This is a genomic window from Paraflavitalea soli (assembly GCF_003555545.1).
GTDB lineage: Bacteria > Bacteroidota > Bacteroidia > Chitinophagales > Chitinophagaceae > Paraflavitalea > Paraflavitalea soli.
In genome coordinates this window covers 2084385-2101438 of the sequence record NZ_CP032157.1, presented here as the reverse complement: position 1 = coordinate 2101438, position 17054 = coordinate 2084385, and the positions used below count along the sequence as shown (strand labels likewise).

General features: G+C 48.7%; 18 protein-coding genes. 6 read left to right on the top strand and 12 right to left on the bottom strand.

From position 1 onward, the window contains the following. Complete coding sequence (locus tag D3H65_RS07780; RefSeq protein ID WP_119049741.1) at window positions 1-1251, bottom strand: transglutaminase-like domain-containing protein; 1251 nt, start codon at window positions 1249-1251, stop codon at window positions 1-3. 155 nt (window positions 1252-1406) lie between these two features. Here D3H65_RS07780 and D3H65_RS07775 point away from each other — a divergent pair, with 155 nt between their 5' ends. Further along, window positions 1407-2561, top strand: coding sequence for a BT_3928 family protein (locus D3H65_RS07775; RefSeq protein ID WP_119049740.1), 1155 nt, complete (start codon window positions 1407-1409; stop codon window positions 2559-2561). A gap of 121 nt (window positions 2562-2682) precedes the next feature. After that, window positions 2683-3732, top strand: a complete 1050-nt coding sequence (locus D3H65_RS07770; protein WP_119049739.1) for an ABC transporter permease — start codon at window positions 2683-2685, stop codon at window positions 3730-3732. Window positions 3733-3812: 80 nt separating this feature from the next. Here D3H65_RS07770 and D3H65_RS07765 read toward each other — a convergent pair whose 3' ends face one another. The 4 genes from D3H65_RS07765 to miaE form a co-directional block, all read right to left on the bottom strand. After that, on the bottom strand, window positions 3813-4094 hold the full coding sequence (locus D3H65_RS07765; protein WP_119049738.1) for a DUF721 domain-containing protein: 282 nt from the start codon (window positions 4092-4094) through the stop codon (window positions 3813-3815). A 59-nt stretch (window positions 4095-4153) separates the two neighbouring features. After that, a complete protein-coding gene (locus D3H65_RS07760; RefSeq protein WP_119049737.1) occupies window positions 4154-4498 on the bottom strand; it encodes a hypothetical protein in 345 nt (114 codons plus the stop codon). A 92-nt stretch (window positions 4499-4590) separates the two neighbouring features. Beyond that, entirely contained in the window at window positions 4591-5688 is a 1098-nt protein-coding gene (gene recF / locus D3H65_RS07755) for a DNA replication/repair protein RecF (RefSeq protein WP_245999698.1), read from the bottom strand. A 117-nt stretch (window positions 5689-5805) separates the two neighbouring features. Continuing rightward, window positions 5806-6411 (bottom strand): tRNA-(ms[2]io[6]A)-hydroxylase, encoded by a 606-nt coding sequence (miaE, locus tag D3H65_RS07750; RefSeq protein ID WP_119049736.1) that lies wholly within the window; start codon window positions 6409-6411, stop codon window positions 5806-5808. A gap of 136 nt (window positions 6412-6547) precedes the next feature. Between miaE and D3H65_RS07745 the strand changes: the two genes are divergently transcribed. Next, window positions 6548-7651 carry an aminotransferase class I/II-fold pyridoxal phosphate-dependent enzyme gene (locus tag D3H65_RS07745; protein WP_119049734.1) on the top strand — a complete coding sequence of 368 codons (1104 nt, stop codon included), beginning with the start codon at window positions 6548-6550 and terminating at the stop codon, window positions 7649-7651. An 81-nt stretch (window positions 7652-7732) separates the two neighbouring features. Here D3H65_RS07745 and D3H65_RS07740 read toward each other — a convergent pair whose 3' ends face one another. Beyond that, window positions 7733-8215 (bottom strand): cupin domain-containing protein, encoded by a 483-nt coding sequence (locus tag D3H65_RS07740; RefSeq protein ID WP_119049732.1) that lies wholly within the window; start codon window positions 8213-8215, stop codon window positions 7733-7735. A gap of 1042 nt (window positions 8216-9257) precedes the next feature. Here D3H65_RS07740 and D3H65_RS07730 point away from each other — a divergent pair. Both D3H65_RS07730 and D3H65_RS07725 read left to right on the top strand, forming a co-directional pair. Then, complete coding sequence (locus tag D3H65_RS07730) at window positions 9258-11711, top strand: penicillin acylase family protein (protein WP_119049728.1); 2454 nt, start codon at window positions 9258-9260, stop codon at window positions 11709-11711. 103 nt (window positions 11712-11814) lie between these two features. Continuing rightward, window positions 11815-12156, top strand: coding sequence for a hypothetical protein (locus tag D3H65_RS07725; RefSeq protein WP_119054425.1), 342 nt, complete (start codon window positions 11815-11817; stop codon window positions 12154-12156). 47 nt (window positions 12157-12203) lie between these two features. On the opposite strand, the gene D3H65_RS07720 is transcribed toward D3H65_RS07725, so the two are convergent. Genes D3H65_RS07720 through D3H65_RS07695 form a run of 6 tightly spaced genes read right to left on the bottom strand, consistent with a single transcriptional unit; the run spans window position 12204 to window position 16180 of the window. Next, window positions 12204-13850, bottom strand: coding sequence for a SulP family inorganic anion transporter (locus D3H65_RS07720; protein ID WP_119049727.1), 1647 nt, complete (start codon window positions 13848-13850; stop codon window positions 12204-12206). Between the two features lie 5 nt (window positions 13851-13855). Then, window positions 13856-14143, bottom strand: a complete 288-nt coding sequence (locus tag D3H65_RS07715) for a hypothetical protein (RefSeq protein WP_119049725.1) — start codon at window positions 14141-14143, stop codon at window positions 13856-13858. A gap of 3 nt (window positions 14144-14146) precedes the next feature. Further along, window positions 14147-14752 carry a methyltransferase domain-containing protein gene (locus D3H65_RS07710; RefSeq protein ID WP_119049724.1) on the bottom strand — a complete coding sequence of 202 codons (606 nt, stop codon included), beginning with the start codon at window positions 14750-14752 and terminating at the stop codon, window positions 14147-14149. 28 nt (window positions 14753-14780) lie between these two features. Next, window positions 14781-15242, bottom strand: coding sequence for a DUF983 domain-containing protein (locus D3H65_RS07705; RefSeq protein ID WP_119049722.1), 462 nt, complete (start codon window positions 15240-15242; stop codon window positions 14781-14783). A gap of 13 nt (window positions 15243-15255) precedes the next feature. After that, entirely contained in the window at window positions 15256-15558 is a 303-nt protein-coding gene (locus D3H65_RS07700; RefSeq protein ID WP_119049720.1) for a hypothetical protein, read from the bottom strand. Between the two features lie 43 nt (window positions 15559-15601). Next, a complete protein-coding gene (locus tag D3H65_RS07695) occupies window positions 15602-16180 on the bottom strand; it encodes a methyltransferase domain-containing protein (RefSeq protein WP_245999697.1) in 579 nt (192 codons plus the stop codon). Between the two features lie 96 nt (window positions 16181-16276). Between D3H65_RS07695 and D3H65_RS07690 the strand changes: the two genes are divergently transcribed. Beyond that, complete coding sequence (locus D3H65_RS07690; protein ID WP_245999696.1) at window positions 16277-17020, top strand: Crp/Fnr family transcriptional regulator; 744 nt, start codon at window positions 16277-16279, stop codon at window positions 17018-17020. Window positions 17021-17054: the final 34 nt, after the last annotated feature.

The window sequence follows — 17054 nt, the reverse complement described above, 5'->3', positions numbered from 1 at the left end:
TCAGGGTAGTTGCCAGAAAGCGGCTGGATTATTAGTGTTGTAATATTGATACGTAGTGCCACTCTTTTGGCTGGTGCTTTCCTTCTTATCGGGACCTTGCTTGAAATAGTCCAGCGGCAGCAGTTGGATATACTGAATGGTTTTGCCGGGCTCAGGGGCTTCCATGTTCCAGGTACTGTGTGCCGGGCTTTGCAGTATATACAGGTTCTTGGCCATATAGCGGTACAGATAATCTTCTTTGGTGGTAGACGAGCGATGGTTCCAGTTGGCCGTAGGGTTCAGGATCAGCGGCTCATTGCGGATTATCCGCTCCCGTACCTCCTGGATGCCCAATAATTCCCCCTTTTCGTTCATCACATAGGCATCATTGGTGGGATCGGCCCAGATCCATTTCTTAAGCGAAGGTACATACACCATATTGATCACGTGACAGTCGGGATCGGTACGCAGGCTGTCTTTGGGCAGGCAGGTGACCAGCCGGGAAGCGAATCCCAACGCCAGGTAGGCCTCATTGAGCACGGTCGCCAGCCCCCTGCAATTTAAGCCCCTGTCGTCTTTCCGGCAAACGGCAATCAGCTGCAGGGCATTTCTGGCGGCGGGGTTCTCATGATTACCATCGTGCGGTATTAGCTCATGCACCCAGTGCAGCACATTCAACACTTTGGATACATCATGGCCCTGGCCGGCAATAGAATCGAGGTTAAAGGCCCTGCGCAGGGCTGTGAGGTTGATATCGCCGGCTGGCTGGTAGGTAAAGGCCGGCAATGGCCGCTTGTCCTTTTCATTGTATGTTCCGGCCCTTTGCAGGATGTACAGGTAATCGCCGGTAGCCCGCAAGGGCTGCAGCATTTTGCTGAATGCCGGGTCTTTGCGAATGCCATCCAGGTCGGTATCCTTCATCATATGCGCATAGTTGGAGTAGCCTGATTGGATGGATAGGCCCAGGTAGTCAAGCGCCGGCTTTTTATTGCCCAGTAAGGCATGGACACAGGCCAGGTTATAATAAGCATTGGCCAGGTAACGGGTATATTGCTTTTGCGTTTTATCGGGCAACTGCCGGTACCGTTCCTGCCAGGCTTGCAGCAGGTGCTCATAGGTGGTGACATCCTTTTTTTCATATAAGGCAACAAAAACCTTCTCCTGTTGGTCGGCGTAAGCGCTAAAGCTGTTGGCGCTGTCCTGCCGGGCTTTTGACAGCAAAGGCCCCAGCAGTAATAGGGTGCTGATCATGATATTCCGGTAACGTAGCATAACAATTTTTGATTTAGTTGATCAATGGGGTCATCATTCTACCACAAATCTCTCCCTTCCATCCTTGTTTATTCAGGCTATTGTGAATAACAGGGTGATGATTGAGAATCCGGTTTTGTTATCTTGCACCACATTATCAAGCATCTCATTATATTATGAAATATTTCCTTACCATATCGCGGATCATTGTAGGCGTGCTGTTTATTTTCTCCGGATTGGTGAAAGCCAATGATCCGCTGGGACTCAGCTATAAAATGCAGGAGTTTTTTGAGATATGGGGCTGGGGATTCCTGGATAATTATACACTGGCTTTTTCTGTGGCCATGAATGCTTTTGAGATCATTGCCGGCGTGGCTATCCTGGTAGGCTGGCAAATGCGGCTGTTTAGCTGGCTGCTCCTGCTGCTGATCGTGTTTTTCACTTTCCTCACGGGCTATGCGTTGTTTTCGGGTAAGGTGCGCGAATGCGGCTGCTTTGGTGACTGTATTCCTTTAACGGCCGATCAGTCGTTTATGAAAGACCTGTTGCTGCTGGTATTGATCGGTGTGATATTTATATACCGCAACAAGATCAAACCCGCCATCCCCATGCCGGGCAGTGTTGTCGTCCTGTTCTTTGCCACTGTATTTTCTTTTGCCTTCCAGTGGTTCACCCTCCTGCACCTGCCTGTGGTTGATTGCCTGCCTTATAAAGAGGGTAATAACTTAACGGAGAAAATGAAAGTGCCGGCCGGCGCGATCCCGGATAGTACGGTGATCACTTTTGTATACAACAAAGCAGGAAAAGAGATCGAGTTTACGGCGGCCCAGTTTCCCGAAGATTTTGATGATTCGCTGTACAAGTTTGTAAAGCGGTACGACAAGGTGGTGCGCAAGGGCAATGCGGAGCCTAAGATCAAGGACTTCTCGCTGCAAACATTCTATAAGAATGATACCACGCAGGCATTGCTGCAGGAAGATAAATACCAGCTCTACCTGTTGCTGCGCAACGATTACAACCAGGGCAACTGGCCTGTAGTGCTGCAAACGATCCTGCAAACGGCTACTCAAAAGAATATACAGGGTTTCCTGGTGACGAGTATTCCTACGGAAACATTGTATAGCACGGAATCGCCGGCTGTATTCAATATGATGTTGCCACTGCGGTGTGATCCGGTGGTCATTAAAACGGCTGGCCGGGCCAATCCAACGCTGGTGCTGATGAAAAAGGGAACCATTCTCCGTAAATGGAGTTATGCGGACCTGGACAAGGCCTTGCCGGTAGTAATGGCTTTAGAAGCTAATAAAGAGGTGTTAGCTGTGAGGTATTAGCTTTTAGCTATTCCCGGCCAACGTTGGCGAAACAAAAGTGCTAACAGCTAATACCTCACAGCTAACAGCTACATGCCAGTTTGGTATCAACTCTTGTAAACATCGAAATCATACATCAATTTTGATCAGGTACTTCACCAAACGAATGTTCTACGGCCTGCTGGTTATGCTGGGGGTAGTGGTATTGGTCTTCTTCCTGTTTCAGGGCTTTGGCGATCCATCGCGGCTGATGCTGGGACAAAGTGCGGATGCAGCTACCCGCGATAATATCCGCAAAGAACTCTACCTGGACCAGCCGGTTTGGAAACAGTTTGCGTTGTACCTCAATGATGTGTCGCCCGTAGCGATGCACACCCAACAGGAGATAGACAAGAAACAATTGAAAGGATGGTTTGTGGGTAATGAAACCAAGGTAGGATTGAAAGTGCCTTACCTGCGGCGGTCATACCAAACCAAGAAAGATGTGTGGCAGGTATTGATGGAAGCCTTGCCGGGCACGCTGGTGCTGGCGCTGGCCGCCATTCTCATCGCCATTGTCATTGGTATTCCCCTGGGGGTGATCGCAGCTGTGAAAAAAGATACCTGGATGGATACCTCGGCTATTTTTGCCAGTGTATTGGGTATCTCTGCGCCTTCTTTCTTCATGGGTATTATTATCGCCTACCTCTTTGGATTTGTATTGAGTGATTATACGGGGCTCAACATGACAGGAACGCTGTTTGATACAGCGCCTCCGCTTTGGAACAGGGAACTGCAATTAAAGAACCTGATACTGCCGGCCTTTACCCTGGGCATTCGCCCCTTGGCTATTATCACCCAACTTACCCGTGGGTCGATGCTCGATGTGCTCAATCAGGATTATATCCGTACAGCTTATGCCAAAGGATTGAATAAAAGGACGGTGATCTGGAAGCATGCGCTGCGCAATGCCCTCAACCCGGTGATCACAGCCATTACCGGCTGGTTTGCCGAACTGCTGGCCGGCGCCTTCTTTGTAGAATACATCTTTGGCTGGAAAGGCATCGGCAAGGTAACGGTAGATGCGCTCGAAAAACTCGACTTCCCGGTGGTGATGGGATCCGTGCTCATTACTTCTTTCTTCTTTATACTGGTGAATGTGCTGGCCGATGTATTGTATGGCGTGGTGGATCCCCGTGTAAGGCTGCAATAAGGGTTTTTCCGGCTTGCAGTGTTATAGCTACCAGCATAAAGACGTGGTGATCAGGGGCACTGTATTACTGATAAGATAAGTTATTTGATCACTACTTCTTTCACCGTGTTATCGCCCAGGGTTTCATTCACACGCTGGATGATCTGCTCTTTCTGGTAGAGCAATTCCTGTTTGAGGGGAGCTACTGTAGTGGTGATATATAAAGTACTGCCGTAAATCTGTATTTTGTCGGTGTATTTGGCGATGGTCTTGCCCATGATCTTTTCCCAAACATCCTCAATTTGTAAGGCCTGCATAGAACCTTTGATGCGGGGATTCCGCATAAAATGTTTCAGTGCATCACTCATCGAATATTCTCCCATGGGTGCAAGTTAGGAAGAAATTAGAAGTCTTGGATAATAAGTCTGGTGAACCTGTTGATCTACACTTTAAAACGGGGATCATTGACGCCATAGCGGGCGGGTTCAATATCCGACAGGATAGTTTCACGGGAATGATACTGCGGTCGTACACAACTGATGAGGTTATAACCGGTTTCGCTGACCATCCATTCACGGGGACAAAAAATGAGGCTGCTTTGAGGTGGTTTTTGCTCTATGTCGAGTGATTTTTTCAATAGCTCCAGTGCATACAGGCGCAAGCCTTCTTTGTTGGCGCTAATGGCTCCGGCTTCACCAGCTTCATCAGTGGTATATGAAAAATAAGCTACGTGGGGGTCATTTGTTTCCTCCAGGAAAGCAATAACGGACTCGAGGGAATTAGTCATAAGCAATCGTTCTTCTCCTGTTGTGAATATACATTTTTATCACAATACTTAGACGGGTAAAACTACTTTTTCCTTGCGGATAATACAATTGATTAAAGACAAATAACCTGGTAAGAACCGACGAGCTGTCCAAAATGTTTGCGGATGCGGTCTTCATGCGTGTCGGTAATAAATAGTTGCCCTTCGTTTTCCAGGCATACCTGGCTCAGGAGATTGTGCATGCGGTGCTCATCCAGCTTTTCAAATACATCATCCAGCAGCAGGAGGGGAGCGAAGCCTTTTGCATTCTTTAATGCTTCGAACTCAGCTAGTTTGAGTGCAAATAAGAGGCTTTTCCGTTGTCCCTGCGAAGCGATCAGTTTGAAGGATTGTTGTTGTAACCGGATATCCAGGTCGTCCTTGTGGATACCTCCTGTAGTTCTTTGCAACAGCATATCTTTTTCCCGAAACCGGAAAAAAAGATCAGGGAAACTATATTGCAGTAGCTGACTCTCGTACGTAATATGCAAGGGCTCTTCCACACCGGCTATTTGCTGGTAAAATTTTTGCACAGCCGGAATAAATTCCTGGAGAAAACTTTTTCTTTTCCCGTGTACATAATTTCCATAGTGTACCAATTGCTCATCATATACATCCAGTAAGCCCATATCGGCCTGTCTTTTTTCGGCCAGTGATTTCAGGAAACTATTGCGCTGCTGTAATACTTTGTTGTAATCGATGAGGTGCTGCAGGTAAGTAGCGTCCAGTTGGGAGAGGAGGGCGTCCAGGAAACGCCGCCGTTCTTCACTGCCGCCGGTAATGATCTGTATATCATCCGGCGCAATGATCACACAGGGAAAACGGCCAATATGGTGGGCAAACTTTTCATAAGGTTCATCATTGAGCAGGAATTCTTTCTTACCGTTCTCCCGCAGGATGCATACCACTTTCATGGGCTCACCGGCCAATGTAAAATGGGCTTCTATCCGGAAACCGCCGGCGCCCCGCCATACATTCTGGCCATCTGAGCGGGCAAAATAACTTTTGGTGAAACAGCAATAATAAATAGCATCGAGCAGGTTGGTTTTCCCAACCCCGTTTTTCCCGGCAATACCCACGATACGGTTGTCGAAGGTAAAGGCGGTCTGCTGATAGTTCTTGAATTGAACCAGTGATATGGAGTCCAGTTTTAACAAGGGTGCAAGATACATTCCGGATCCCGAATTTAGGATGTAGGATTCTTTTGTGCAGAAGCGTACGCAGTAATTAACAGGTATAAATTACAAAGAGCGGGAGCAATTCTACATTCCAAATCCTGCATCCTACATCTAATGCATCCGATCTCCCCGTACTTCCAGTGTTTGGATAATGCCTGCTTCGTAGTTCAGCCATTCCTGCCAGCGTTGACGTACCTTGGTTTTGTCGACATAGGTTTCGGCCAGTTCAATAAAGAGGTGATAATGCCCTGCCTCGCTTTCCATAAAGCGGCGGTAGAAATTGCGCAGGTAAGGGTCTTCCAGCCCTTCACTGAGCCGTTTAAAACGCTCACAGCTGCGGGCTTCTATGAGGGCGAATATGAGTAGCTTGTCCAGGAAATGATCTTCCTGGGAACCGCCTTTTTGTTGAAATTTCATCAGTTCGTTCACATAATCATCCTTGCGCTGCTTACCCAGTTTCAGCTTGCGCTTATCCAGTTCGGCCAATACCAGCCTGAAATGCCCCCATTCTTCTGTTACGATGGGTGATAGTTCACGCACCAGCTTGTCTTTATCACTGTAGCGTTGGATCAGGGAAATACAACTGGTGGCGGCTTTCTGCTCACAATACGCATGATCGGTCAGTATCTCTTCCAGCGAGATCCCGGCCAGGTTCACCCAGCGGGGATCGGTAGGCAACTGCAAGCCAAGGATATTCTTTACGTCGGTGGTCTCCATGGGCTGCAAGGTAGAGAAAAGCTACGAGCCACGAGCTTCGGGCTGCGAGCGAATACCCTGGAAGCCGTTACCTTTACGCCGGAAATCGAATTGCGGGGCAGCACAAAACTCAAAACACGGAACCCGAAACTATTTTATGAACGACGACTTCCTCCATAAAAAGCTCGATGAACGAAAGGCGGCACAGGCTTTCCGTACACTGCGCCTGCCCGATGGCAAGACTGATCTCTGCTCCAACGATTACCTGGGTATCATACACCATGGCCTTATTGAAAAGCAGCTGGTACATGATGCCTCGTCACGCCACCACGGATCGGGTGGTTCCCGTTTACTGGCCGGCAATTATGAACGGGTAGAACAGGCGGAAAAGCAACTGGCCATTTTTCATGGAGCGCCTGCGGCCTTGCTGTTCAATTCGGGGTATGATGCTAATCTCGGATTGCTGAGTTGTGTACCTCAGCGGGGAGATACTATTATATACGATTCACTCAGCCATGCTTCCCTGCGTGATGGCATTCGGCTGAGCTTTGCCCAATCCTTTCCTTTCCCACACAATGACCTGGAAGCCCTGGAGAAAAGACTGCAAACGGCCACGGGGACTGTGTTTGTGGTAACGGAATCTGTGTTCTCGATGGATGGGGATGAGGCGCCACTGGAGAAAATGGTGCGTCTTTGCCAGCAATACCAGACCCACCTCATTGTCGATGAGGCACATGCCACCGGTGTAATAGGAGAGCAGGGAGAAGGGTTGGTACAGCAGTTGGGCCTGCAGCCATCCTGCTTTGCCCGCATTCATACCTTTGGCAAAGCGGTAGGCTGTCATGGTGCGGTGGTATTGGGCAGCGCGCTATTGCGTGACTACCTCATCAATTTCTCCCGGGCATTTATCTATACCACGGCCTTGCCCGAAAGCAGTGTAGCAGCTATACAAGCGGCTTACCGCCTTTTCCCTGGTATGCAGACCGAGCGGGCGCACCTGCGCCAATTGGTACAATACTTTCAGCAAGCTTCCCTCGCTTATCCAAAGCTGGTGTCGGCCACTCCCATACAGGTAGTCATCGTTCCCGGTAATGACCAGGTAAAAGCAGTGGCCAGCCGGCTGCAGTCGGCCAGGTTGGATGTACGGCCCATCCTGTATCCTACGGTGCCCAGGGGAAGTGAAAGGTTAAGGATCGTATTGCATGCATTCAATACGATGGAGGAAGTACAAAAGCTGGTACAATTGTTAACCAGCCCTTGAATACCGCACTAAGGTTGCTGATCCCTTCCTGGCCATGCAAAAGCTTCTGTATGCTGAATGCTGTATGCTATATTCCTGCCTTCACTTCTTACTCCCCGGCTCATTTACATAAAAGGTCTCATTGGGCCCGATGCCTTCGATCTGCATGGTGCAGGGCTCTGTGAACCATTCATAATGCGGTTGGTCGGCTTTGATAACAATAAAGCTGCCCGGACCATATACGGGCACCCGGGCGGTGGTGTCGAACCGGTTGCCCAGTGCTATATAGACCGAACCTTTAATGATCGTTACATAAATGTCGCCATTGTGGATATGGGGCAAGCCTTTGTAGCCGGCGGGGAAAACACTTCGTTCAACAAAAAAGCCAGGTTTATTTCGAAGTCCGGCGAGGTAGATATTCCGGCGTCCGCTGGGCAGGGTAGTGTCTGGTACAGCGGGCAGGATCATAGCGGCTTCGGGAGTGGGGGAGGCGGGTAGTTTTGCATTTTCGTGTGCGGCCTGGTCATTACAGGCCAGCCATGGTACCAGCAACAATGCCATGGCATGACAAGCTGATTGTTTCATAGCAAAACATTTTGAGGTGAGGAATATGAAAAGAACTACCCTAAAAGGTACGAAAAAAAGTCTGAACCAGGATGGAGGAAGATGTCGGGGGTGACAGGAAAGGAATTCTGTACCTGGCCAGGAGATGGCCAAGGGGGGAACAAAAAGCAAAGCCTGCGGTAGCTACCTCTCATGAGGCAGGCTTTGCGGGTGTTCATGGTGTTGAAAACGGCGCTTTTAATGGGCCCTGGGATGCGGGCGGGCAAAACAAATAGCTCCCCGGCGGGTTTAAGCGCCAGGCATCATCAATGGGAAGTAAATGTTTGTTGGGAATCCCTGGTCAATTAAACAACGAGACCTACTACAAACATGCAGCAGACAAGTGTAATACCAGCTAATTGTTTCAGGCGGAACGTGTTGATGGAGGGTTTAGTAGACCTTTTCATAAACGAAGATTTGGAGATTAGGTAATATTGGATACAGGTGCAAGGTAATACAGGACAATTAATATTGCAAGCAGTAGCCCGTATAAATTATAATGGCAAGTGTGCTGAACTATGTCCCTCACCATGAGGGGATTGGTCTGGGTATTGATGACCTGGATTGGTGGTTGTCACCCTGAGCTTATCGAAGGGCTGTCGAAGGCGGCTTCGATAAACTCAGCCTGACAAACACCTGTACACAAAAAAAGAACCGGCTCCCTGGGGAACCGGTCCATTTAACGACGGATTTAGCAACCTATGACCTATATGAGTAAAAAGTAAAAATTTTTATCTTGTATGCGCTTACCCTGTCCCGGGAAGTATGGCAAACCCGTGACAACCAATCAGGCGTAAGAACGTCCCCGAAAGCTTTATAAAAACCGGCCCGGAAGGGCCGGTTTTCTGATGACGGGTTAAGCCACCCGGTTTCATAAAGGCATTTGATTAAAACGACGACTGTTTAAATGTTCCCTCAAACTCTGCTGTAAAATTGCACCCTAAATGCTTGCCGCACAATACAATTTTGTGGTATTACCAGTTCGTGTTACTTTTAAACGATTTCTTTAAACCCTTCCGGTAGTATGAGACTTGTTCCCTTTTTAATTTCCGCTGCTGTGACTACAGGATTGGTCATAGCACTGAGCATTCCCATTGGGAGTACTCCTCCACTGGGCAGCTTCCTGAGTCCGCAAGAGGGCTTCTGGCAAAATGCTGAGCCTGCAGACCAGGATTACAATATGACATTGCAGCTTCCGCAACTGAAAGACAAAGTAGCTGTATACTTCGACGACCGGATGGTGCCCCACGTATTTGCCCAGAATGATGAAGACCTGTATTTCGTACAGGGATACCTGCATGCCAGGTTCCGTTTGTGGCAAATGGAATTCCAAACGCATGCAGCAGCGGGCAGGTTAACGGAGATCGTAGGCACCGGGGCCGATAGCACGATCCTGAACTTCGACCGCAATATGCGTCGCCTGGGTATGGTGTATGCCGCCAACAATTCTTTGCAGGTAATGGAAAATGACACCACCACCAAAAAGGTGTTGGATGCCTATACGGCCGGGGCCAATGCTTACATTGATCAACTCACCAGCAGCACGCTTCCCCTGGAATACCGCCTGCTCAATTATCATCCCGAGCATTGGACGAACCTGAAGACAGCGCTTTTCCTGAAATACATGAGCTATGACCTCTCCGGCTCGGAAAATGATATTGAATACACCAATGCCAAAGCGGTATTGAGCCACGAGCTTTTCGAAAAGTTTTATCCCACTACCCAGGATTCCTTAAGTCCTATTGTACCCAGGGGATCGGTATTTGCACCAGCAACCATTCACCCGGTAGCACCGGCATCAGCTGATTCGCTGTACTTCCAGTGGAAAGACAGTGCTACGCTGGCTGCCATCAACAAACCCGATAAAGACAATGGCAGTAATAACTGGGCGGTGAGCGGACAAAAAACACAAAGCGGAAGACCTATTTTGTGCAGTGATCCGCATCTGGGCCTGTCATTACCTTCCCTCTGGTTTGAAATGCAGCTGCACACACCGCAAAGCAATGCTTATGGCGCCAGCTTCCCCGGATCGCCCGCCATCATTATAGGGTTTACCGATCAGGTGGCCTGGGGTGTTACCAATTCCCACCGCGATGTAAAAGACTATTATGCCATCCGCTTTAAGGATGACTCCAAACAGGAATACTGGTTTGACAGTGCGTGGAAACCCGCCCAGTTAAAAGTGGAAGCGTTTAAAGTGAAAGGCGGCGCTACTTTATATGATACGGTAGCCTATACTCTTTGGGGCCCTGTACAGTACGATGCTTCCTTTAATGGTTTTGGCCGCGCCACGCAGGTGACCAACCTGGCTGTGCAATGGAAAGCGCATGAGGGCTCCAACGAGTTCAAGACCTTTTACCTGCTCAACAGGGCCACAGGTTATACTGATTACCTGGCAGCTATCAAAGACTTTACCTGTCCCGGGCAGAATTTTGTATTTGCCAGTAAGGACAATGATATAGCCATCTGGCAGCAAGGCGAATTTCCGGCCAAATGGAAAAGACAGGGCGACTTTATCATGCCCGGTACGGATAGCAGCTACCGCTGGCAGGCCAATATACCACAGGAAGAAAATCCCCATGTGGAACCCGAGCGCCGCCTGGACTTTGTAAGCAGCGCCAACCAGATGGCGGCCGATACTGCCTATCCTTATTACCAGGGGGGCTCTTATGATCTGTACCGCAGCTTTATCATCAACCGCCGGCTGCGTGCTATGAACAGCATTACGATCGATGATATGAAGCAGTTGCAAACAGATAACTACAATGTATTTGCGGAGACTGCGCGGCCTGTATTGCTGAAGAATATTAAGGAGCACATGCTCACCAATGAAGAGAAGAGTTACCTGGAGATACTGCGCAACTGGAACCTGCGTAATGATCCCGATGAAAAGGGGGCAGCGATATTCGATACCTGGTTCAGGGGCCTGGAAGCGGAGGTGTGGAGTGATGAGCTGGAAGCAGCACCTAAGCCCATTCAAATTCCGGAAGCCTATACACTGGTAGAAGGTTTGTTGCGGGATTCAGCTTTTGCACCCGTTGACAATATTCATACGCCCAACAAAGAAACTGCAGGCGATGTGGTGACCACTGCCTTTAAGAAAGCCATCCCTGTGCTCAAGAGGGCTGCTGCAGAAGGCAGGCTCGCCTGGGGTAAATTCAAAGATACCGGCATTCGCCACCTGTTGCGCCAGATAGCGCCACTGGGCAGGCTGCACCTCAATACCGGTGGCGGTGAACATGTGATCAATGCCACCAAGCAGTTCCATGGTCCCAGCTGGCGGATGATCGTACACCTGACCGATAAAACGGAGGCCTGGGGTATTTTTCCCGGCGGCCAGCAAGGCAATCCCGGCAGTAAGTATTACGACAGTTTTGTCAACAAGTGGGTTGCCGGTGAATACAATTTGCTATGGGTGATGTCGGAAAGTGAAGGCAAGGGGCCTGGTGTGAAATACACGATGAACTTTAATAACTAATGTGATCATGTGGTAATTTGAAAATGTGGTAATGTGTTATCGGATTAATCCCGGGCTGTTTCATTTTCAAATCCTCAAATTTTCAAATTCTCAAATTGAACAGATGAAATTCATAGTTTCCATATTGTTGATCGCGTTGTTAAGTTTTGCTGCAGGGCTTTACCTGGGCTGGTGGAGCCTGGCCCAGGCTGCTTTTATCGTAGCAGCCCTCATTCCACAGAAGCCATGGAAAGCTTATCTCTCCGGTTTCCTGGGATTGCTGCTGCTTTGGGGTGTACTGGCCACCTGGATCGATGTCAGGAACCAGCATATCCTGTCGCAGAAGATGGCGCAGGTATTACCCCTGGGCGGCTCTTACTTTTTACTGATACTCATTACGGCCCTGGTAGCCGCTATCGTGGCCGGCTTTGCGGCATTGACCGGCAGTTATGTGCGCAAGAAATAAGTGGTCTTCTCAAGCGATCACTCGTCACTTGCTGGATACAGTCGATTTCATAGCGCAGATGCTATTATGGTGTGGCTTCTCTCCAGGGCTTTCTCAAAGGTGGCGGTCACATTGGCCTTCCCTATGGCAAACAGCAGGCGGGCATCTTTCAGCGCCTCCATTACGTGGCTACTATGTACTTCCGACAAGATGAGCTTAGTATGGCGAAGCTTTGATTCCCTGTACACTTCCCCAATCACTTTAATGCCGGTAGCATCAATGACAGGCACCTGGCCCATACGGATGATCAATACTTTGGGTGGCTTTTCAATAAGCCGCATGGCATCTTTGAATTTCCAGGCAGCGCCAAAGAACAGCGGACCAGTGATCTCAAATACCTCAACACCCGGGATGATGGAGCTGCTGCCGAATTTTTCATCACCGGCTTCTTCTTTACCGGACAGGGCATTTACACCGGTAGTTTGTATCATCTGCCGCATAAACAGAAAAGCTGCCAGCACGATTCCGATCTCAATGGCTACGGTAAGATCAACCAGGACCGTAAGCAAAAAAACGATCAGCAGCACCGCTACATCATTGCGTGCTCCCTTCAACACGGACTTGAAGTTATGCCACTCGCTCATGTTATAAGCCACCACCACCAATATACCTGCCAGGGTGGGCATGGGGATCAATGCGGCCCATTTGCCCACCAGCAACATGATCAACAACAGGGTAATGGCATGTACAATACCTGCAACAGGTGTGCGCCCGCCATTTTTAATATTGGTGGCTGTACGCGCAATGGCACCTGTGGCTGGTATACCTCCAAACACAGAAGATCCTATGTTGGCCGCTCCCTGCGCCACCAGTTCCATGTTGGACCGGTGCCTGCCACCCATCATGCCATCGGCCACTACAGCCGATAAAAGCGATTCAATACCTCCCAGCAGGGCGATCGTAAAAGCCGGTTGTACCATGTTTTTGATCGTGGCAAGATCAAGTGCGGGTATAGCAGGTGCGGGCAGTGAGGACGGGATACGGCCAAAGCGACTGCCAATGGTTTCCACGGGCAGGTTCAATACCGATGCAGCAGCGGTAGTAAGGAGGATGGCTATCAGCGAACCCGGTACTTTGCGGGTGATCCGCGGCCATAATATAATGATCATAACGGTGGCGCTGGCCACGAGGAAAGCATACCAGTTGGCGGAGTACAGGTGGAGCCCAAAACTTTTCCACTTGTCGATAAAGTCTGCCGGTACTGCCCCCATCCGGAGTCCCAGGAAATCCTTTACCTGGGAAGAAAAGATCAATACGGCAATGCCGCTGGTAAATCCCACGATCAACGGGTAGGGAATGTATTGGATCACGGTACCCAAACGGGCAAACCCCATCATCAGCAGCATAATACCTGCCATAAAGGTGGCAATGATCAATCCGTTTTCTCCGTATTGCTGTACGATACCGTACACAATCACAATAAAAGCGCCTGTAGGACCACCGATCTGTACCCGGCTGCCGCCTAATGCCGAAATGATAAAGCCGGCAATGACAGCCGTATACAACCCTTTCTCCGGCGAAACCCCGGAGGCGATGGCAAAAGCAATGGCCAGCGGCAGGGCAACAATACCTACAATAATGCCAGCCATCAGGTCCTTGCCGAACGCTGCAGTACTGTAATTTTTGAGGGTATCAAACAGTTTGGGCCTGAACATGATACTTAACTTATAGGGATAGCTCCACTATTTAGTGTGCGTTTCAGCTGGTTAAACAGCAAAATGGCCATTTTTATATTGGTCCATTGTTGCGCATCCTGGTCCATAGGGCTAAACTCCTTTAAATGAAGAAGTGCCTTGTCTGCAAACCTGGCAATGATATGCCCGTTAACCTTATGGGTTACCATACTTTTCATCGCTGTATCAATATACCTTTTCACTTCCTCCTGGGAAGCCGCAAACAGGATCTTGTTGACCAGCTTATGACAATAATCTTCCATTGTAGTGTTCATGATCTATCTTTTTATCCAGCATCTTAATAAACTGTCAAAATGGGTTTCCACCAGCGAATAAGTGTCAGGTATCTCATCTCCCCAGCTGCAATAGGTAACGATGCGCGTGCCGGCTGGCATTTCTTCCAGTTGCTTGTAGAGATAATGGCTATAGTAGTTATACAGCTCTCTCGAATAAGCAATACTATCATCTATCTTATCTGTTCCGGGCAGGTTCTCAAAAAAGGAGTTATAGAAATAGAAGTGGTCATACTCTTTCAGGTCCAGCTGGGTAAAGTTGCTATGCATAAAATGCACGTTGTTTAAACCGAGCCTGTGTGCTACAATGATTGCCTGTTTTACCAGGTCTTCCCGTTGCTCTACACCATAAAAATGAGCTGCTGGTTGAATGGAACCCCCTGTGAGGCAAAACTTGCCTATGCCGCTGCCGATGTCAAGGATGTTTACCACCTCATGCTGCGCCAGGAACTGAACAGCTTTGCCGGCCACCGTGATTGGCGACCAATGCAAAGCGTCCAGTTTTTGTATAGGGAGGGGAAAAAGGTTACGGAAGCCGGCCTCGTCGGTAAAATATTTGCCCAATAAAATACTGTCAGGAACGGTAGACATACAATTAGATTTAGGGTGAGGAAGGCTGTTAACCCCGTGGCGTATGATCTGGCTTTTCCGTTCTCCAGGCCGGATCATAACGGACAAAAAATGACAGCCAGATAGCTCTCGACAGCCGCATCAGGTAGGGCTGAAGCAGGAGTAGCGCCGCGATATTGATGCCCAGCCACCAGAAAAAGCGGTTGTCGTGCACTGAAAACCCGATCAATACCCACCAGGCTACAAAGGTGGAGACTGACAAGGCCACGGTGAGTGCATAACTCACATAGCTGGTACCATAGTAAAAGCCAACTTCTATCTCCATTCGTTGGTCACAGGCCGGGCAGTTGTCGTTCATTTTCATGAACTGCTTCAGGTTATATGCGTTACTATGCTGGAACATATTGCCCTGCCTGCACCGGGCGCATTTTTGATGCATGAGGCTCCATAGGTAGCCCGGTTTGCGGTCCGCTTCAGGTGATGGGGGAACTTTTTTTTCAGGTGTTGCCATGAAAGATTATAGTTTAGATCTGTATCGATTGTACCCAGCTTCTCCAGGAAGAAGTTCTCAACAGGGTATAGATAAAACCAATAACAAACCGGTGGTTCATTTGCTTATTGGCATCTTCGCCTGTTTCGGTAGAACGCTCCAGGTAGCCGATCAGAGCCTTGAGGTAGTTTTCAATATTTGATTCATCTATTCCATTTTCCAGGTGCTTGCGGATATTACGAATAATTATCTTTTCACAGTCCAGGTAACCGCTCACATAGCGCAAAGATTCTGTAACCGTACTTATTTCATGATCCATGTCCATATCGGCTGCCATCTTATTATTTTATAGGGTTATCAATAGGGTATCGTGCGGGCATTCAGGTTTTGATCCAGTACTTTAATAAAGTGCCAATATGGGTCTCTACCAGGTAGTATCCAGGTGGCACCCGGTCTTCCAGGGTATGAAAAGTGGCCAGCCGGGTACCCGCAGGCAGCTGTTCCAGCTTTTTGTAGAGACTCCGGGTGTAATAATTGTACAATGACTCAGAAAAAGTGATGTTCTCATCTATTTTATCCGTGTCTACCAGGTGTTCATAAAAGGAATTGTAAAAATAGAAATGGTCGTATTGGCTGAAGTCGAGCTGTGTGAAATTGCCATGGAGAAAATGCGCATTGTCCAATCCTACTATTTGCCTGGCAGTATCGGCATGGGCCACCAGGTCTTTGCGTTGCTCAATACCATAGAAATGGGAAGAAGGTTTGTGGTAGGCGCCCGTGAGACAGAATTTGCCCACCCCGCTGCCGATGTCCAGCACCCGGGTGCCTTTGGAGGGGGTAAGAAATTCCACGACCATTTCTGCTACTACCAATGAGGTCCAGTGTCTTTTTGCCAGCTGCTGCATGGACAGGGGATACAGGTGATGGAATTGCTCATCTGACTTAAACCAGGCAGACATACGAAGTAAAGAATTGGTGGCTGGTGACATATTCCGCAAAGCTACCGGTATGCGCCATGGGATGCTACACTCCTTTATCAATTCAAAAAGTGACAATTGTCAATTTTTAATACGGTACCTTTGTGGTCTACTATGAGTATCAGTGGTCTTTTTCCTATAGACAAATGGGATTTCAAAAGTCAATCGGTCCTTGCCGACCTGCCGGAAGAGGACCTTGCTTTGCTCACAGCCCACCAAAGTGAGCAGGTATACAGCAAAGGAGAAGTGATCTTCCGGGAAGGGGCCTATCCATCTGGCATTTTTTACATCAAAAAAGGAAAGGCCAAAAAATACAAAGTGGCCAAAGAAGGCGGCGAGCAGATCATCTATGTAGCCAATACAGGCGAACTATTGGGTTATCATGCCATATTGGAAGGGGACCGGTACCCCGATTCGGCTGCCTCACTGGAAGAAAGCAGCATTGTATTTATACCCAAGGAAGATTTTCTGGAAGCATTACATCGTTCCCCTCTGTTAAGCAGACGCCTGTTAAAGACGCTCAGTCATGAATTTGCTGTGATGGTCAACAGTATCACTTTATTTACCCAACGTTCTGTAAAGGAAAGGCTGGCTCTTCAATTGGTGGTGCTGCGGGAGAAATACAAGGTAGATACGCAGCCCGGCATGCCTGTTGAGATCAACCTGTCCAGGGAAGACCTGGCCAACCTGGTAGGCACTACCAGGGAAAACATTGTGCGGATATTGAGCGAATTCAAAGAAGCCGGTATCCTGGAAACAAAAGGCAGAAAGATCATTGTACAGAACGTGGTAGCCCTCATTAATATCGCCAACTACAAGTAGCAAGGACCGAAGCCTGTATATTTATTTTGTTAAA

Bases quoted from the DNA above. Each gene is read 5' to 3' on its own strand.
- D3H65_RS07705 (WP_119049722.1), bottom strand. From the start codon at position 15,242: ATGGCAACACCTGAAAAAAAAGTTCCCCCATCACCTGAAGCGGACCGC.
- D3H65_RS07740 (WP_119049732.1), bottom strand. From the start codon at position 8,215: ATGAAACAATCAGCTTGTCATGCCATGGCATTGTTGCTGGTACCATGG.
- D3H65_RS07725 (WP_119054425.1), top strand. From the start codon at position 11,815: ATGAAATTCATAGTTTCCATATTGTTGATCGCGTTGTTAAGTTTTGCT.
- D3H65_RS07775 (WP_119049740.1), top strand. From the start codon at position 1,407: ATGAAATATTTCCTTACCATATCGCGGATCATTGTAGGCGTGCTGTTT.
- D3H65_RS07765 (WP_119049738.1), bottom strand. From the start codon at position 4,094: ATGGGAGAATATTCGATGAGTGATGCACTGAAACATTTTATGCGGAAT.
- D3H65_RS07760 (WP_119049737.1), bottom strand. From the start codon at position 4,498: ATGACTAATTCCCTCGAGTCCGTTATTGCTTTCCTGGAGGAAACAAAT.
- D3H65_RS07780 (WP_119049741.1), bottom strand. From the start codon at position 1,251: ATGCTACGTTACCGGAATATCATGATCAGCACCCTATTACTGCTGGGG.
- recF (WP_245999698.1), bottom strand. From the start codon at position 5,688: ATGTATCTTGCACCCTTGTTAAAACTGGACTCCATATCACTGGTTCAA.
- D3H65_RS07730 (WP_119049728.1), top strand. From the start codon at position 9,258: ATGAGACTTGTTCCCTTTTTAATTTCCGCTGCTGTGACTACAGGATTG.
- D3H65_RS07710 (WP_119049724.1), bottom strand. From the start codon at position 14,752: ATGTCTACCGTTCCTGACAGTATTTTATTGGGCAAATATTTTACCGAC.
- D3H65_RS07700 (WP_119049720.1), bottom strand. From the start codon at position 15,558: ATGGCAGCCGATATGGACATGGATCATGAAATAAGTACGGTTACAGAA.
- miaE (WP_119049736.1), bottom strand. From the start codon at position 6,411: ATGGAGACCACCGACGTAAAGAATATCCTTGGCTTGCAGTTGCCTACC.
- D3H65_RS07715 (WP_119049725.1), bottom strand. From the start codon at position 14,143: ATGAACACTACAATGGAAGATTATTGTCATAAGCTGGTCAACAAGATC.
- D3H65_RS07720 (WP_119049727.1), bottom strand. From the start codon at position 13,850: ATGTTCAGGCCCAAACTGTTTGATACCCTCAAAAATTACAGTACTGCA.
- D3H65_RS07695 (WP_245999697.1), bottom strand. From the start codon at position 16,180: ATGTCTGCCTGGTTTAAGTCAGATGAGCAATTCCATCACCTGTATCCC.
- D3H65_RS07745 (WP_119049734.1), top strand. From the start codon at position 6,548: ATGAACGACGACTTCCTCCATAAAAAGCTCGATGAACGAAAGGCGGCA.